Origin of the sequence: Polaribacter marinus, assembly GCF_022662535.1 — a bacterium.
Lineage (GTDB): Bacteria > Bacteroidota > Bacteroidia > Flavobacteriales > Flavobacteriaceae > Polaribacter > Polaribacter marinus.
This window is the reverse complement of sequence record NZ_JAKQYM010000012.1, coordinates 1-16,871: the sequence shown is the minus strand read 5'-3', so window position 1 is coordinate 16,871 and position 16,871 is coordinate 1. Positions and strand designations below refer to the sequence as shown.

At 31.1% G+C, this 16,871-nt stretch carries 16 protein-coding genes; 7 read left to right on the top strand and 9 right to left on the bottom strand.

The window, feature by feature from the left end; genetic code table 11:
* The first annotated feature begins 119 nt into the window (after nt 1-119).
* Genes msrB through MC378_RS13675 form a run of 7 tightly spaced genes read left to right on the top strand, consistent with a single transcriptional unit; the run spans nt 120 to nt 8,416 of the window.
* Nucleotides 120-569 (top strand): peptide-methionine (R)-S-oxide reductase MsrB, encoded by a 450-nt coding sequence (gene msrB / locus MC378_RS13705; protein WP_242179339.1) that lies wholly within the window; start codon nt 120-122, stop codon nt 567-569.
* Nucleotides 562-1,098, top strand: a complete 537-nt coding sequence (msrA, locus tag MC378_RS13700; RefSeq protein WP_242179338.1) for a peptide-methionine (S)-S-oxide reductase MsrA — start codon at nt 562-564, stop codon at nt 1,096-1,098. The genes msrB and msrA overlap by 8 nt, the downstream gene beginning before the upstream one ends.
* A complete protein-coding gene (locus tag MC378_RS13695) occupies nt 1,095-2,651 on the top strand; it encodes a protein adenylyltransferase SelO (protein ID WP_242179337.1) in 1,557 nt (518 codons plus the stop codon). Before msrA ends, MC378_RS13695 begins: the two co-directional genes overlap by 4 nt.
* A gap of 42 nt (nt 2,652-2,693) precedes the next feature.
* The gene (locus MC378_RS13690; protein WP_242179336.1) at nt 2,694-3,713 is read left to right on the top strand and encodes an XdhC family protein; all 1,020 of its coding nucleotides are present in this window, start codon (nt 2,694-2,696) and stop codon (nt 3,711-3,713) included.
* 3 nt (nt 3,714-3,716) lie between these two features.
* Complete coding sequence (locus MC378_RS13685; RefSeq protein ID WP_242179335.1) at nt 3,717-4,310, top strand: nucleotidyltransferase family protein; 594 nt, start codon at nt 3,717-3,719, stop codon at nt 4,308-4,310.
* A gap of 34 nt (nt 4,311-4,344) precedes the next feature.
* Nucleotides 4,345-8,037, top strand: coding sequence for a metallophosphoesterase (locus MC378_RS13680; protein WP_242179334.1), 3,693 nt, complete (start codon nt 4,345-4,347; stop codon nt 8,035-8,037).
* A 7-nt stretch (nt 8,038-8,044) separates the two neighbouring features.
* Nucleotides 8,045-8,416, top strand: a complete 372-nt coding sequence (locus tag MC378_RS13675) for a DUF423 domain-containing protein (protein WP_242179333.1) — start codon at nt 8,045-8,047, stop codon at nt 8,414-8,416.
* Here the strand turns inward: MC378_RS13675 and MC378_RS13670 are convergent.
* The 9 genes from MC378_RS13670 to MC378_RS13630 all read right to left on the bottom strand — a co-directional run bounded on the left by MC378_RS13670 (nt 8,413) and on the right by MC378_RS13630 (nt 16,789).
* Nucleotides 8,413-9,261 carry an SdiA-regulated/phytase-like domain-containing protein gene (locus MC378_RS13670; RefSeq protein WP_242179332.1) on the bottom strand — a complete coding sequence of 283 codons (849 nt, stop codon included), beginning with the start codon at nt 9,259-9,261 and terminating at the stop codon, nt 8,413-8,415. The two genes, MC378_RS13675 and MC378_RS13670, sit on opposite strands and share 4 nt — an antisense overlap.
* Nucleotides 9,262-9,277: 16 nt before the next feature.
* On the bottom strand, nt 9,278-10,105 hold the full coding sequence (locus MC378_RS13665; RefSeq protein WP_242179331.1) for a TPM domain-containing protein: 828 nt from the start codon (nt 10,103-10,105) through the stop codon (nt 9,278-9,280).
* A 3-nt stretch (nt 10,106-10,108) separates the two neighbouring features.
* Nucleotides 10,109-10,543 (bottom strand): TPM domain-containing protein, encoded by a 435-nt coding sequence (locus MC378_RS13660; protein WP_242179330.1) that lies wholly within the window; start codon nt 10,541-10,543, stop codon nt 10,109-10,111.
* Nucleotides 10,544-11,155 carry a LemA family protein gene (locus tag MC378_RS13655; RefSeq protein WP_242179329.1) on the bottom strand — a complete coding sequence of 204 codons (612 nt, stop codon included), beginning with the start codon at nt 11,153-11,155 and terminating at the stop codon, nt 10,544-10,546.
* Nucleotides 11,156-11,307: 152 nt separating this feature from the next.
* A complete protein-coding gene (locus MC378_RS13650) occupies nt 11,308-12,366 on the bottom strand; it encodes a phosphotransferase family protein (protein ID WP_242179328.1) in 1,059 nt (352 codons plus the stop codon).
* Nucleotides 12,363-13,583: an acyl-CoA dehydrogenase family protein gene (locus MC378_RS13645; RefSeq protein WP_242179327.1), complete on the bottom strand. Its 1,221-nt coding sequence runs from the start codon at nt 13,581-13,583 to the stop codon at nt 12,363-12,365. The genes MC378_RS13650 and MC378_RS13645 overlap by 4 nt, the downstream gene beginning before the upstream one ends.
* 79 nt (nt 13,584-13,662) lie before the next feature.
* Complete coding sequence (locus tag MC378_RS13640) at nt 13,663-14,436, bottom strand: SDR family NAD(P)-dependent oxidoreductase (RefSeq protein WP_242179326.1); 774 nt, start codon at nt 14,434-14,436, stop codon at nt 13,663-13,665.
* Nucleotides 14,436-16,250 carry an acyl-CoA dehydrogenase family protein gene (locus tag MC378_RS13635; RefSeq protein ID WP_242179325.1) on the bottom strand — a complete coding sequence of 605 codons (1,815 nt, stop codon included), beginning with the start codon at nt 16,248-16,250 and terminating at the stop codon, nt 14,436-14,438. Before MC378_RS13635 ends, MC378_RS13640 begins: the two co-directional genes overlap by 1 nt.
* 209 nt (nt 16,251-16,459) lie before the next feature.
* Nucleotides 16,460-16,789, bottom strand: coding sequence for a MerR family transcriptional regulator (locus tag MC378_RS13630; protein ID WP_242179324.1), 330 nt, complete (start codon nt 16,787-16,789; stop codon nt 16,460-16,462).
* Nucleotides 16,790-16,871: the final 82 nt, after the last annotated feature.

The following is a 16,871-nucleotide window of genomic DNA, read 5'->3' as shown; positions in this document are numbered from 1 at the left end:
GTAAATTTAGGTATAACTTTCAAAACCACAAATTAAGCAAGTTTTGTAAGATAACAAGTGTTTTTACGTCTAAAAAACAAATCATAAAATAACAATCTTATATAGAAAGGAAAGAAAATATGCTTACTTGGAAAGAAATTATCAACTTCACAACAAAAGGAAATCCAACACCAGATAAAAGGGTTGAAAAATCTGAAAAGGAATGGAGAACTCAATTAACCGCAGAACAATTTAGAATTACCAGACAAAAAGGAACCGAAAGACCCAATTCTGGCGCTTTATGTAGTATTTATGATGAAGGACAATACAACTGTGTTTGCTGCAACACTCCTTTATTTGATTCAACTATAAAATTTGACTCTAGTTCTGGTTGGCCCAGTTTTACGCAACCTGTTAAAGAAAATGCTATTAAATACCACAAAGACATTTCTTTTGGTATGATTAGAGTTGAAGTGATGTGCAATACTTGTGATGGGCATTTAGGTCATGTTTTCCCTGATGGTCCAGAACCAAGCGGATTGCGTTATTGTATTAATTCTGAATCGATGGTCTTAGATAAAAATGAATAAAAAATTACAAATGGCCACCTTAGGTGGTGGATGTTTTTGGTGTACAGAAGCTGTATTTCAAGAAATAAAAGGTGTAGAAAAAGTAGTTTCTGGTTATGCTGGCGGAAATGTTCCGGGTGAACCAACTTATAGAGAAATTTGTTCTGGTTTAACAGGTCATGCAGAAGTAATTCAAATTACGTTTGATGCAAACATCATTTCTTATGAAGACATTTTAGTCATTTTTATGACCACGCACGATCCAACAACTTTAAACCAACAAGGTGCAGACAGAGGAACCCAATATCGTTCTGTAATTTTTTATCATGATGAAAATCAACGAAGGGTTGCAACAGAAGTTTTAAAGCAAATTCAAGATTATTATGAAGACAAAATAGTAACTGAATTAAGTGCTTTACCTATTTTTTATAAAGCTACTCAAGAACATCAAAATTTTTACAGAGAAAATACAGAACAAGGATATTGCAGTTTTGTGATTGAACCAAAATTGACTAAATTGAGAAAATTACACGCAGATAAATTAGCATGAAGCTCAACATAAAAAATACTTTTACCGCAGAATTACCTTCTGATACTAATTTAGAAAACACTAGAAGACAAGTAGAAAATGCTGCTTTTTCTTTTGTTAAACCAAAGAAAACAGCACAACCGGAAGTATTACACGTTTCGCAAGAAATGGCAGCTGAATTAGGGATTTCTAAAGAAGAAACAGCATCTGAATTCTTTAAAAATATTGTTACGGGAAACGAAATTTATCCAAACACATCACCTTATGCCATGTGTTATGCTGGACATCAATTTGGCAATTGGGCAGGACAATTAGGAGACGGTAGAGCCATTAATTTATTTGAAATTGAGCATCAACATAAAAACTGGAAAATACAATTAAAAGGAGCTGGTGAAACGCCATATTCTAGAACTGCAGATGGTTTGGCGGTTTTACGTTCTTCTATCAGAGAATATTTGTGTGCAGAAGCCATGTTTTATTTAAATGTACCAACCACAAGGTCTTTGTCTTTAAGCTTATCTGGTGATGATGTTTTACGAGATGTTTTATATGATGGAAATCCGGCGTATGAAAAAGGAGCCATTGTTGCTAGAGTATCTCCGAGTTTTCTACGTTTTGGTAGTTTTGAAATTTTTGCCGCTAGAAAAGACACCAAAAACTTAAAGAAGTTAGTTGATTATACCATCAAACATCATTTTTCGCATTTAGGAACTCCATCAAAAGAAAGTTATATCAACTTTTTTAAGGAAGTTTCTGAGCGTACTTTAAAAATGATTATCGACTGGCAACGTGTGGGTTTTGTACACGGGGTAATGAATACAGATAACATGTCTATCTTAGGTTTAACCATAGATTTCGGACCTTACGGATGGTTAGAAGGTTTCGATTTTGGCTGGACACCAAATACAACCGATAGCCAACACAAACGTTACCGTTACGGAAATCAGCCAAATATTGGTTTGTGGAACTTGTATCAATTGGCAAATGCTTTGTATCCAATCATTGAAGAAGTAGCACCTTTAAACTCCATTTTAGAGCAATATAAAATCGATTTTGAAACCCAATCTTTACAGATGATGAAATCCAAATTAGGTTTGGTTTCTTCCGATGAAGAAGATTTAAAATTGATACAAGAATTAGAAGATAATTTACAATTGGTAGAAACAGACATGACTATTTTCTTTAGAAACTTAAGTCGTTTTTCTGATGAAACAACTGCTTTAAAATTGATAGAAAATGCTTTTTATGATTTAAAAAATCTTTCTAAAGAAGTTGAAAACCGATGGAATAATTGGTTTAAAAAATACGCAGATAGACTTGCTATAGAACGCATTTCATCCGAAGAAAGAAAAAAGAAAATGGATTTGACAAACCCTAAATATGTGCTTAGAAATTACATGTCTCAAATGGCAATTGATGAAGCAAACAAAGGAAATTACAGTTTAATTAATGAATTATTTGAACTCTTAAAAAAACCATATTCAGAACAAGCAAAACACGAAAAATGGTTTGCAAAAAGGCCTGAATGGGCAAGGGATAAAGTTGGTTGTTCTATGTTGTCTTGTAGTTCATAAATCTAAAAAATAGTATTTTAGTGGTCTAATCCTATTTAATTAATGATTCACGAACTCAAAGAAATTATCAATCAAGCTATTATCAATCAACAAAAAGGATTGAAAAATGTACTAGCTACAGTCGTTTTTTTAGAAGGTTCTTCTTACAGAAAACCTGGAGTTAGAATGTTAATTTCTGAAGATTTACAATCGGTTGGAGCTGTTAGTGGAGGCTGTGTAGAAAAGGAAATCATACATAGATCTAAAAGTGTTTTTAGCGATAATAAGCCTAAAGTTATTACTTATGACGGCAGATATCGACTAGGTTGCGAAGGCATTTTATATATTTTAATTGAACCTTTTTTGATTGCTGATAATTTTTTAAACTCATTTTCTGAAGCAAATTTAAAAAGAGAAATCATAAAAATTGAAAGTCATTTTACAAAAGCAGATGAAGTTTTTGGACATTTTGGTTCTCTGGTTACATTTAACAATCATCAACAATTTAAGTTTTCAGATTCTTTTAACGTTCGTTTAAAAGATTCTCTTGATGTATTCACCCAAATTTTACAACCTTCTTTTAGATTGATTATTATTGGAGGTGAACATGATGCTGTAAAGTTGTGTAAAATTGCCTCTAATTTAGGATGGGAGATTGATGTGGTTACCTCTGCAAAAGACAGCAAACAATTATCAGATTTTCCTGGAGCCAACTCTGTCATTGGAGATTCTCCAGAAAGTATTCGGTTTTCTAGTATTGAAAAAAATACAGCTATTGTAATCATGAATCATAGTTATGTACAAGATTTAAAATATGTTATAAAACTAGCCGAATATCAACCTAAATACATAGGGATTTTGGGAGCTCCTAATAGAAGAGAACGTTTATTTAATGAGCTTTTTAATTTTATACCAGATATTTCAGATGAATTTCTAGATAAGATATACACCCCTGCGGGTTTGCATATTGGTGCACAAACTCCAGAAGAAATTTCCGTTTCGATTATTGCAGAAATTTTATCAGTAATCAAAGAAAAAGAACCGTTTTCTTTAAGAAAATTAACAGGTAAAATTCATCCTTAAAAAATGAATTCTATAGCCATTTTAGTTTTAGCCGCAGGAAAATCTTCCCGAATGAAAGAGATTAAACAACTGCTAAAAATCAACAATAAAACCTTACTCGAAATCACCTTAGAAAATGCACAAAAGGTAACTCCTAAAAATATTTTTTGTGTTTTAGGTGCAAATGCATCCAAAATTAAAGCAAACACTGCATCAAAAAACATTAAATATCTTTTAAATAAGAATTTTGAAGATGGCTTAAGTTCAAGTCTTGTTTGTGGAGTTGCTTATATTCAAAAAAATCATCCAGAATTTAATGCTGTTTTAATTTTATTAGCAGATCAACCCGATGTTGATGATGTTTATTTAAATGAAATTATAAAAATTTCACTAGAAAATCCTACAAAAATAATTTCCACAAGTTATTCTAAAAACGCTGGAGTTCCTGCTATTTTTCCAGCAATTTATTTTGAGAAACTTCTAACAATAAAAGGAGATAAAGGAGCTAAAGATTTTCTACAAAAAGATCAATTTCAAGTCATTAAAATTAAAAGAAAAAAACCTTTTTTAGATATTGATACACAAGAAGATTACATATTATACAAGAAATTCATTTAAAATCAATATTTTTACCTTTATCAAAAAAAAATCTATGAAACAAATTAACTCTATTTTATACATCCTTTTTATGCTCTTGCTAGTAAGTTGCGCAACCTACAAGGCTCAATACGCTAACGATAGTAAGCAGAATACTTCAGAAACTACATCAAAAATAGAGCACACATTTTATTTAATAGGAGATGCTGGAAATTCGACTTTAACAGAAAACTCACCGGCTTTAAACTATTTAAACAGTAAGATTAAAAATTCATCAAAGAATTCAACGTTACTTTTTTTAGGAGATAATGTTTATGAAACTGGAATTCCAAATAAAGATTCTAAAAATTATCCTTTAGCCAAAAGAAGAATTGAAGCACAAACCGATGTTGCTAAAAACTTTAAAGGAAAGTCAATTTTTATTCCTGGAAACCATGATTGGTATCACGGTTTAGACGGATTAAAGAGAGAAGAAAAATTAGTTGAAAAAGTGTTAGGAAAAAAATCTTTTTTACCACAAAATGGTTGTCCTTTAGAAAAAGTAGAAATATCTAAAGACATCATTTTAATAATTGTAGATACACATTGGTATTTAACTAATTGGGACAAACATCCAACAATAAATGACAATTGTGAAATAAAAACTAGAGCAAAATTCTTTGATGAATTTGAAGGATTAATTAAAAAATCTCGTGGAAAAACAACCATTATTGCCATGCATCACCCAATGTTTACAAATGGTTCTCATGGAGGAAAATACTCTTTTGGAAGTCATATGAATCCTGCTCCCGTTTTAGGCTCTATAAAAAATTTAATCAGAAAAACTTCTGGGCTTTCTAACACAGACATACAGAATAAAAAATACAACGAACTAAAAAAACATCTAATTACCATTTCTCAAGAAAACGATAAAACTATTTTTGTTTCGGGTCATGATCATAATTTACAATACATTGTAAAAGACAATCTTCCACAAATAATTAGTGGTTCTGGATCTAAAACAACACCTACAAAATTAACTGGCTCAGCTAAATTTACATATGCTGCTAAAGGTTTTGCTAAATTAGATGTTTATAAAGATGGCTCTTCTAAAGTTAGTTTTTATACGGTAAAAGACAATAAAATTGTATACCAAACAGATGTTTTGCCAGCTAACGAAAAGAAAACTTTTACAACATTTCCTAAAAATAAATTAACAGAAAAAAAGGTCTCTATTTATACTGAAGAAGAAGTTAGTAAAAGTGGCTTTTATCGTTATTTGTGGGGAGAACGTTATAGAAAATATTTTGGTACTAAAGTAAATGCACCAACCGTAGACTTAGACACACTTTTTGGAGGCTTAACACCTGTTAGAAAAGGAGGAGGACATCAATCAAAATCGTTAAGATTAAAAGATAAAAAAGGAAGAGAATATGTAATGCGTGCATTGCGTAAAAATGCTGTACAATATTTACAAGCAGTAGCTTTTCAAGACCAATATATAGAAGGTCAATTTAATAATACAGCTACAGAAGATTTATTAATGGATGTATTTACGGGCTCACACCCTTACGCTCCTTTTACAATAGGGAAATTATCTGACGCTATTGGCGTATATCATACAAATCCCGTTTTATATTACGTTCCAAAACAAAATAATTTAGGCCATTTTAATTCTGAATTTGGTGACGAATTATATATGATTGAAGAACGCGCTGCATCTGGTCATGGAGACAAGGCTAGTTTTGGTTTTGCCGATAAAGTAATTAGTACCGATGATTTATTAAAAAATTTAGACAAAAATGAAAATCACGTTTTAGACGAAAAAGCCTATATAAAAGCACGTTTATTTGACATGCTAATTGGAGATTGGGATAGACATGAAGACCAATGGAGATGGGCAGTTTTTAAAGAAGGTAAACAAACAATTTACAGACCAATTCCTAGAGACAGAGACCAAGCATTTTCTATTATGGGAGATGGTGCTTTGCTAAAATTTGCTACAAACAATGTCCCTACTTTACGCTTAATGAGAGCTTATAGCGAAGAGCTAAAAAGCCCTGAATGGTTTAATTTAGAGCCTTATCCTTTAGACATGTCTTTAATCACAAAATCTAATAAAAGTGATTGGGATGCTCAAGTAAAACTTATAACGGATAATATTACAGATGAAATTATAGATGATGCTTTTACGCTTTTTCCAGACGAAGTAAAAGACGAAACTATTATAGAAATAAAGAAAAAACTACAAGGTAGAAGAAGTAATTTACAGAAGATTTCTGATATGTATTTTAATTACATGAATAAATATCAAGTAATAAGAGGTACTCATAAAGATGATTGGTTTGATATTGAGAGGTTGCAAAACGGAGCAACTAAAATTACTGGATACCGTATAAAAAAAGGAGAGAAAGGAGCTATTTTTCATGAAAGAACTTACTACAAATCTGAAACTAAAGAAATTTGGGTTTACGGTTTAGATGATGATGACACTTTTGTGGTAAAAGGTGAAGCCAAAGACTTCATAAAAATAAGAATTATTGGTGGTCAAAATAATGATACTTATAATATTATTAATGGTGACAAGGTTAAAATCTACGATTTTAAATCAAAGAAAAATACTTTTACCACTAATAAAGGAAAAGTTAAGTTAACTGATGATTACGAAACAAATGTTTACAATTACAAAAAAATGCCAAGTCATTTAAATATTTTAAACCCTTCTATTTGGTTTAATCCAGACGATGGTATTAAACTTGGATTAACAAACATATATACTGTAAACAGTTTTGAGAGAAATCCATTTTCTTCACAACATATTTTATATGCAGCATATTACTTTGCTACCAGTGGTTTTGAATTGGAATATTCTAGTGAATTTGCTAATATTTTTGGCAGTTGGAATTTGGGTATAGAAGCTCGTTTTACAAGTCCTAATTTTGCGATAAACTACTTTGGTTTAGGAAATAATTCTTTAAACCCAGTAGTAAATGATTTAGAAGAAGAAGCTTACAATAGGGTTAAAATAAAACAACTTACTGCTGGTTCTTTTATTCATTGGAAAGGAGACTTAGGAGCTAAAATTAAAATAGGTGTAAATTTTCAAAATTACAAAGTAGAAAATACTTCGGGAAGATTTATAGAAACTCAATTTGCCCCAAACAATCAAATTTTTAGTAATCAAAACTTTTTAAACACAGAAGCTAGCTATGAATTTGAAAATGCAGACAATGCTGCTTTTACAACCAATGGAATGAAAACTGAATTAAAAGTAGGTTATACTTCTAGCTTAAAAAACAGTAATAATTTTGGTTATTTAATTCCTTCTATTTCTTTCAATCAAAAACTTTCTTCCAATGGTAAATTAGTTTTTGCTACTAAATTCAAATCACATTTTACTTTTGGAGATGGATATGAATTTTATCAAGCTGCAAGTATTGGAGGTAATAAAAATGGTTTAAGAGGTTTTAGAAATCAACGTTTTACAGGTAAAAATTCTTTTTATCATTCATCAGACATTCGTTTACTTTTAAGTAAAGTAAAAACAAGTTTGGTACCATTAAACATTGGTATTTATGGAGGTTTTGATTATGGAACAGTTTGGGGACAACAAAGTTTAACAGTAACTCCAGGTGCTTTTAAAGATTGGAATACTTCTTATGGTGGTGGTATCTTCTTTGATGCTGCAGGTATGTTTGGTGCTAATGTTGCTACATTTAAAAGTATAGATGGAATGAGACTTGCTATTGGTTTAGGCTTTAAATTTTAAAAAAAGAATGGAAAATTTGGGATTGATTTTTGGTGCTTTTTATGGAGCAACTGCTGTAATTTTTGGTGCTTTTGGAGCTCACTTACTAAAGAAAAAACTATCTATAGAACAATTACAAAGTTTTGAAACTGGTGTAAAATATCAAATGTATCATGCAATTGTATTATTGCTTTTAGGATTCCAAGTAAACTTTAATATTCCTATACACATAATCTATGCTTTTATAATTGGAATCCTCCTGTTTTCCTTTTCCATTTACGGATTGGTATTATCTTCCACTAAGAATAAAAAGCTAAAATTTCTAGGCCCAATTACACCTTTAGGTGGATTGTTTTTAGTTTTAGGGTGGATATTATTACTCTATGAATTTGTTTCTTAGTTTATTTTTATCTTATAAAAATTACCGCCAGCACCATGAGCTTTTTCATCGGTAATTAACAAGGTGTTATGATCTTTAAATGTAACACCTTCTTTTTGAGAGCTATATTTTAAAGGAATTTTTGTTATTTTTCCTGATAAAAAATCATCTTTTTCAAAATCTGTAAAAACTAAAACAGAAGAAAGGGTCAGTAAAACCACTTTACTACCATCATTAGAAATATCTGCAGAGGTAATCCAACATTCCATTTCATTACAGTTGGTAAATTCTGAAATAAATTCTGCTTTATGATTTCCTACAACAGCAGGAACTTTGTATAAAGATGTTTTACCAAACTTATTTTTCACTCTACTTTTAGTAAAAATATAAAATGAATTTTTATAATAGAAAAAAGATTCGGCGTCAAAAAACAATTGTTTCTTTTTAGGAGGAAACTTTGTTTGATTAGGATAATAAAATTTAATTTTTTCTACATCAACTTTTTCTGTACTATTTAAATCTTTCTGTTTTACTTTTAAAATAGCAAGGTTTTTTCTTTTACTTTGATTATTCCCAAAGTCTCCAATATAAATATTTCCTTCTTCATCAGAAGTTAAATCTTCCCAGTCGTTGTTTTTTGCATTGATCACCAATTCTTTAACAATATTACCTTTTTCAGAAACTCCAAAGATTTTAGGTTTATTTCCACCATCATTTAGCATCCAAACTAAATTCGAATTCGGAACTACTTCGGTTCCAGAAACTTCTTCTAGATCCTTAGATAAACTTGAAATGAGTTTTAAACTGCCAAAATCTTGGCAACTCAAACAAAATGTTATTACAAAAAATAAAATAATTTTTTTCATCTAAAAAATGTATTTATTACCAGCTACCACCAGCACCACCTCCACTAAATCCACCTCCACCGAAGCCACCTCCAAAGCCGCCTCCGCCAAAGCTTCCTCCTCCAGAAGAGCCTCCAAATCCACCACCAAAACTTCCTCCGCCTCTACCAGCATTACTTAAAATAATAGTTTCTAAAATATCGGAAGCTAGTGTACGCTTTCTATAACCTCTACCTCCTCCTCTATTATTTCTATTTCCTCTAGAAATTAAAATAAAAAAGATGATAACAATAATGATAAAAACAAAAACTCCTGGATCAAATTCTGAATCTGAGTTATTCTTTCTAGTGCCTTTATACTCGCCGTTTAAAACTTGAAAAATAGCATCTACACCTTTATCTAATCCTTTATAATAGCTTCCTTTTTTAAATTCTGGAAGGATAATATTTCTTACCAGTTCTCCTGTAACTCCTGCAGTTAACTTATGTTCTACACCATAACCTGGAGCAATCCATATTTTACGATCTTGTTCTGCAAGCAATATAAAAACTCCATTATCTTCTTTTTCTTGACCAATCCCCCATTTCTGAGCCCATCTTGGTGCCAAGACTCCAATACTTTCGTTATTGGTAGTTTTAATAATTGCGACTACAATCTGAGTAGATGTAGTATCTGAATAACGTATTAACTTATTTTCTAATGATAAATTTTCATTTTCATTTAACAGATCTATATAATCATAAACCGCTTTTTGGTCTTTTATTTTTGCTGGTTTATTAGGAATAGTAAATTGCCCAAAAACAATTTGAGATGTAAATAATCCAATTAAGAAAACTATAAGTTTTAGTGATTTAAAAAAATTCATTAATTATTTAGAAATTTCATTAGATAATTCGTTCTCATCATTAGTTTGCCAAGGAAAATGGATTTGTAATTCTTCACCTGCTTTTAAAATTCCGTCTACAATTCCTTGTTTAAAATGACCTTGTTTAAAATGATTTTGGATAACATCTTTGGTAGAATTCCAAAAGTTTTTTGGAACAACCTCGTTAATCCCTTTATCACCATAAATCACAAACTTCTTGTCGTTTACAGCTACGTAAAGCAGCACTGCATTTGACTCTTTGGTATTATTCATTTTTAAGAGATAAAATACTTCTAGCGCACGTTCGTAATGATCCTTCTCTGTAGAAGATTCAATATGAACTCGTATTTCACCAGAAGTATTTTTCTCTGCAATCCTTATGGCAGAAATAATTTCTTGTTCTTCTTCTTTGCTAAGAAACTCTTCTACTTTAGACATTTATTCTTTTTTCTTATTAAAATCAAAATTCACATCTACTGGTTTTTCTGCTCCAGCTTCCGATTCAAAATAAGGTTTTCCTTCAAAATTAAACCATCCTGCTAAAATTGAATTTGGAAAGGTTTTAACATGGTTATTGTAAGGTTTTACATTTTCATTAAAACGAGTTCTTGCCGTTAAAATTTGGTTTTCTGTACTCGCCAATTCATCTTGTAATTTTAAAAAGTTTTGATTTGCTTTTAAATCTGGATAACGTTCTACAGTTACTAATAAGCTTTTAAGAGCTCCACTTAAACCTCCTTGTACCTTATTAAATTCTGCAAGTTGTTGTGGTGTTACTTTAGAAGGATCAATATTGATTGATGTTGCTTTTGCTCTAGCTTCTATAACGCCAACCAAAGTTCCTTTTTCAAAATCGGCTGCTCCTTGTACTGTTTTTACTAAATTTCCAATCAAATCATTTCTACGTTGATAAGCAGTTTGAACATTCCCCCAAGATTCTGAAATGTTTTCGTTTAATTTTACGGCTGTATTATTAAATCCTACACCCCATTTATAAAGTCCAAAAACAATAACTACAATTATTATTACGGGAATTAACCATTTTTTCATAATTTCTAAATTTTAATTTTTATGTTGATTTTCTGTATTACAAACTTACTTAATATTCTTGACAATTTAAAAGAGATATTCCTCTGAGTAACTTAATTGTAAGGCCTGTGATAAATTTAGTATTTGTAACAATAATTATTTAACAATTTTACTTAGTCTATTGATTTTGTTTTTATAGATTTTAAAGCCAATTTACAACATAATTCTGCAGCTTTATTAAGGTTTGCAAAACGTGGATCGGTAGTCCATCCTTTAGAATATCTAAAATAAATTTGTTGCGCAATTACAGCAATTTTAAATAAGCCAAAAACATAATAAAACACTAAATTATCTACGTTTCTTCCTGATTTATCAGCATACATTTTTGCAATTTCACTTCTAATAGGGTTTCCTTCAAAAATAGTTGGAGACGGAATTCCTTGTTTTACAAAATCGTGATCTGTAGCCACTGTCCAATATCCTAGAGAAGTTCCTAAATCCATCAAAGGATCTCCTAAAGTTGCCATTTCCCAATCTAAAACTGCAGCAATTTCCTGCCAGGAATCGTCTTTAAAAACCACATTATCATACTTAAAATCATTGTGAATTAAGCAATGGTCATATTTTTTAGGTTGATGTTCGTCCATCCATTTCATCACCATTTCAGCTTCTGGATATTCATCGGTTTTCGCTTTTAGATATTGCTTTCCCCAGTTAGAAACTTGCCTTTCTACATATCCATCTGGTTTTCCTAAATCAGCTAAACCAATTGCATTATAATCTACATTGTGTAAATCTACCAAAGTATCTAACCAAGAATTTGCAATGGTTTTATAGTTTGCGCTAGATATCTTTCTTTTGTGAGCTTCTTTATAATTTAAAATGATACCCTCTACTTTTTCCATGATGTAAAAATCACTCCCTAAAATAGTTTCATCATCAGAAAAACCATACATTTTTGGAACTTTAGAAAATGCTTTATGAACTGCACTTTGCACTTTAAATTCACGACTCATGTCATGCCCTCTTTTAATAGCTCCTTTTGGTGGTTTTCTTAAAACAAATTCCTTATTTTCTATTTTTAACAAATAAGTTAAATTGGAAAATCCGTGTGTAAATTGTTCTACAAACAAATCACTTTCTACAGATTTAATAAGTTTTATTTCTTGTAAATATTTTTTTAGAGCTACTTCTGGCAACTCTTCTCCTTTTCTTACTTTTTGATTACTCATGAATTATTACCATATTTTTGAATACAACTTTTCCCTAATTGATACATATGCACTTCATCGGGACCATCTGCCAAACGCAACATTCTTGCTACAGCAAAATAATGAGGCAGATATGTATCGGGACCAACACCTTTTCCTCCTAAAATTTGCATGGCCCTATCAATTACTTTTAATGCCATATTTGGAGCCACAATTTTTATCATTGCAATAAGGTCTTTTGCTTCTTTATTACCAGCCTTGTCCATTTTATCAGCAGCAGAAAGTGTTAACAAACGTGCCTGTTCTATTTCACATTGCGATTTTGCAATATCATGTCTAATACTACTATACTCATAAAACTTCTTACCAAACGTTGCTCTTTCTAAAGTTCTTTGAGACATTAATTCTAAGGCATATTGGGCCATACCAACTAAACGCATACAATGGTGAATTCGTCCAGGACCTAAACGCCCTTGAGCGATTTCAAAACCTCTTCCTTCACCTAAAATTAAATTTTCTTTTGGAACTCTAACATTATCTAAAACAATTTCTGCATGTCCTTCTGGCGAATCGTAATAGCCTAGAACAGACAATGGTCTTACAATTTCTACCCCTTCTGTATCCATAGGAACTAAAATCATACTTTGCTGTTGATGTCTATGCTTTGTAGCATCTGTTTTCCCCATTACAATGGCCACTTTGCAATGTGGATCCATGGCTCCTGAAGACCACCACTTTCTTCCATTAATCACATACTCATCGCCTTCTAAAACAATAGAAGTTTCAATATTTGTTGCATCTGAAGAAGCCACTTGTGGTTCGGTCATTAAAAAAGCAGAACGAATTTTTCCATTCATTAATGGTGTTAACCACTGTTTTTTTTGAGTTTCATTTCCATATTTTGCTAATACTTCCATGTTTCCAGTATCTGGAGCAGAACAGTTAAAAATTTCTGAAACCCAAATTTTACGTCCCATTATTTCTGCTAAGGGAGCGTATTCTAAATTGGTTAAGCCCGGACTTAAATCTCCATAATCTTTTGGGAGAAACAAGTTCCACAAACCGGCTTCTTTTGCCTTTTCTTTTAACATTTCTGTCTTTGGAAAACGTTTCCACATATTGTTTTTATCACTTTGAAAAGCAATAAATTCTTCTTCAATTGGGACAATGTGTTCTTCTATAAAAGTTGATAACTTCTGTTGTAACTCTTTTGATTTTTCTGAATATTCGAAGTTCATTTATTCAATGTTCTTTTATCAATTACCAATTATCGAAAAATGAAAAATTGATAATTTATTATTGTTAAGTGTTAATTGATTAACCCGCAATCATATATCCACCATCGGCCGTATAAACGCCTCCAGTCATATAATTACCCGCATCCGAAGCTAACAAACAGGCTAAACCTACTATTTCTTCTGGCATTCCCATTCTTCCGCTTGGAATGGATCTTTCTAACTTACTTAACATTTTTTCATTTTGCCATAAAGCTGCACTAAATTTGGTTTTGATTAAGCCTGGGCAAATTGCATTGGCTGTAATTCCATGGCTTCCCCATTCTTTAGCTTGGTTTTTTGTAAGCATCAAGATAGCTGCTTTGCTCGTACTATAAATACCTAAACCCATTCCAGGGGTTAATGCCTCAACAGAAGCAATATTTATAATACGTCCTTTTTTATTTGCTTGTAAATATGGTAAAACCAAATTAGACAAAGACCATGGTGCTTTTACATTTACATCCATGATTTTATCAAAAATAGCAGGGTCTACATCTTCAATAGGTCCAAATACAGGATTGATAGCAGCGTTGTTTACTAAAACATCTATTCTTCCAAAAGCTTCAATTGTTTTATCAATCAAATTTTTTCGCTGTTCTTCTTTTCCTATATGACAAGCAATTCCTACTGCTTTTAAGCCTTCTTTTGTAAACTCTTTCACCACTTCATCACAAGCTTCCTGACTTCTACTAGAAATTACAACTTGTGCTCCGTTTTCTGCCAATCCTTTCGCTATAGCTTTTCCGATTCCTTTACTTGAGCCTGTAATGATGACTACTTTGTTTTCTAAATTAAATTGATTTTTTATACTCATTATAAAATGTATTCTTTATCTTTTTTAATAGTTACTACTTCAGTATTCATTAAGGATTCTGCTAATGCATTTGTTTTTGGAATTTCATATTTAAAGTAAAACTTCATTGTGTGAATTTTACTTTCATAGAAAGTTTCTGAATATTTTTTATCCGCATTGTTCAACTCTTTTTTAGCATCTACCGACATTTCTAACCATAACCATCCTAAAACAACAATACTCATATACTCCATAAATAAGTTGGCATCGGCTAAATAACGTTCATAATTTCCTTTCATGGCAAAGGGCATTAAATGACTTAATACTTTTTGCGAAAGTTTTAATTTACCTCCTAAAACATCTGCATATTTTTTTAACTCATCATCTTTTGATGCTGCCAAAATTGTATTCGTAATTTCAGCAACTAATAACTCTAAACCTTTTCCATTTTGCATAGGTACTTTTCTACCCAATAAATCTTGTGATTGAATTCCTGTTGTACCTTCGTACAAAGCCATAATTCTAATATCTCTATAATATTGTTGTAAGCTAAAATCTGTACAAAAACCATATCCACCTAGAACCTGTAACCCATTATTTACAGATACAATACCAGCTTCTGTTGGATAGGTTTTTACAATTGGAATGATCATTTCTAATAATAAATTATATTTTTCCTTTTCCTCTTTTGAAGTTGCCGTGGTTAAAATATCATGATATTTTGAAGCTAATAAGATTAAACTTAAAGAACCTTCTGCTATTGATTTTTGCAATAATAACATTCTTCTAACATCTGGATGTTCTATTATTAAACTCTGTTTTTCTGTTGGATTTTTCTTCCCATCAGCCGTTAATTTTCTTCCTTGTGGTCTTTCGTTTGCATATTGTAAAGATGTTCTATAAGCAGCCATTGCAATGGCTGCAGCACCTCTACCTACGGCAATTCTTGCACCATTCATCATTAAAAACATTTGTGCTAAACCTTTATGTTCTTCGCCAACAAGCCAACCTCTACAATCGTCATTATCACCAAAACCTAAATGTGTTGTACAATAACCACGTTGTCCCATTTTTTGAAAATCGGCTACGGTCATTACATCATTATATTCTAAAGTTCCATCTTCTTTTGGTCTGTGTTTAGGAACAACAAATAAAGAAATTCCTTTTGTTCCTTTTGGAGCCCCTTCTATTCTTGCCAACACTAAATGCACAAAATTTTCTGAGAATTGATGATCACCTCCAGAAATAAATATTTTTTGTCCTGTGATTTTATAAAAACCTTCATTAGTAGGAGTTGCTTTTGTAACAATGTCTGACAAAGAACTTCCTGCTTGTGGTTCTGTTAAACACATGGTGCCTGACCAAGTTCCAGCAAGCATATTTGGTACATAGGTTTCTTTTAAAGCATCACTTCCAAACTCTACAATTAATTCTGCAGAACCCAAAGTTAAACTTGGATAACCAGGTAAATGATTATTGGCAGCATCCATAATATATAATGCTGCTTGAAAAACAGATATTGGAATTTGTAAACCTCCATCTTCATAATCAAAACAAGCAGCAATAATGCCCATTTCTCCAGATTTTTCCATTACCTTTTTTACTTGTTTATGCACAATAACAGTTCCATCTTTATGATATGCAGGAGTTTCATCCATTTCTTTTAAATAAGGATACAACTCTCTATCAGAAAACTCTTTTACTGAATTTATAAATAAATCTAAAGATTCCATATCATGTTCTTGAAACCTTTCTCTAAACAGTAAATTTTCTATTTTGTGAATATCATAAAGTATGTATTTAAGCGTTTCGAGATCTACATACTTTTTTGGCATAATATTGAATTTTTATAGTTATTTTTAATATTCTTCTGTTCTTTTCTTGAAGCTTTTACATCTTCAAATATAGCGAAAATTATTATGCGCGCATAGTAAATCAAGAAAACAATATAGGTCTGATGAGTTAAAATTAACTAATAATTCTTAAAAAAGTAGTGTTTGTATCGTCTTGATATCTAGAAACTATTTTACTATAAATTGACTTTTTATAGTTGATTTTTAATTTTAAGCAATTCTGCTTTTACAGCTTCTAATCTGCTAATAATTTCGATATTATTTACAATTCCTTCTGGATTTTTCTTAAGCTTTTGTTTTGCTCCTTCTAAAGTAAAGCCTCTTTCTTTAACAAGGTTGAAGATTAATTTGAAGTTTTTAATATCATCTTGTGTAAAAAGGCGATTCCCTTTTGCATTTTTTTTGGGCTTGATAATAGCAAACTCTTTTTCCCAAAAACGGATCAATGAAGCATTTACAGAAAAAGCTTTGGCTACTTCTCCTATTTTATAATAACGTTTTTCGGGTAAATCTATATGCATAGGTTTCAGTAATCAGTAATCAGTAATCAGTAATCAGTAATCAGTAATCAGTAATCAGTAATCAGTAATCAGTAATCAGTAA

Excerpts from the sequence above, each read along its gene's own strand:
- MC378_RS13630 (WP_242179324.1), bottom strand. The coding sequence starts at position 16,789 with ATGCATATAGATTTACCCGAAAAACGTTATTATAAAATAGGAGAAGTA.
- MC378_RS13650 (WP_242179328.1), bottom strand. The coding sequence starts at position 12,366 with ATGAGTAATCAAAAAGTAAGAAAAGGAGAAGAGTTGCCAGAAGTAGCT.
- MC378_RS13685 (WP_242179335.1), top strand. The coding sequence starts at position 3,717 with ATGAATTCTATAGCCATTTTAGTTTTAGCCGCAGGAAAATCTTCCCGA.
- MC378_RS13635 (WP_242179325.1), bottom strand. The coding sequence starts at position 16,250 with ATGCCAAAAAAGTATGTAGATCTCGAAACGCTTAAATACATACTTTAT.
- MC378_RS13655 (WP_242179329.1), bottom strand. The coding sequence starts at position 11,155 with ATGAAAAAATGGTTAATTCCCGTAATAATAATTGTAGTTATTGTTTTT.
- MC378_RS13645 (WP_242179327.1), bottom strand. The coding sequence starts at position 13,583 with ATGAACTTCGAATATTCAGAAAAATCAAAAGAGTTACAACAGAAGTTA.
- MC378_RS13665 (WP_242179331.1), bottom strand. The coding sequence starts at position 10,105 with ATGAATTTTTTTAAATCACTAAAACTTATAGTTTTCTTAATTGGATTA.
- MC378_RS13690 (WP_242179336.1), top strand. The coding sequence starts at position 2,694 with ATGATTCACGAACTCAAAGAAATTATCAATCAAGCTATTATCAATCAA.
- MC378_RS13670 (WP_242179332.1), bottom strand. The coding sequence starts at position 9,261 with ATGAAAAAAATTATTTTATTTTTTGTAATAACATTTTGTTTGAGTTGC.
- msrB (WP_242179339.1), top strand. The coding sequence starts at position 120 with ATGCTTACTTGGAAAGAAATTATCAACTTCACAACAAAAGGAAATCCA.
- MC378_RS13675 (WP_242179333.1), top strand. The coding sequence starts at position 8,045 with ATGGAAAATTTGGGATTGATTTTTGGTGCTTTTTATGGAGCAACTGCT.
- msrA (WP_242179338.1), top strand. The coding sequence starts at position 562 with ATGAATAAAAAATTACAAATGGCCACCTTAGGTGGTGGATGTTTTTGG.
- MC378_RS13680 (WP_242179334.1), top strand. The coding sequence starts at position 4,345 with ATGAAACAAATTAACTCTATTTTATACATCCTTTTTATGCTCTTGCTA.
- MC378_RS13660 (WP_242179330.1), bottom strand. The coding sequence starts at position 10,543 with ATGTCTAAAGTAGAAGAGTTTCTTAGCAAAGAAGAAGAACAAGAAATT.
- MC378_RS13695 (WP_242179337.1), top strand. The coding sequence starts at position 1,095 with ATGAAGCTCAACATAAAAAATACTTTTACCGCAGAATTACCTTCTGAT.
- MC378_RS13640 (WP_242179326.1), bottom strand. The coding sequence starts at position 14,436 with ATGAGTATAAAAAATCAATTTAATTTAGAAAACAAAGTAGTCATCATT.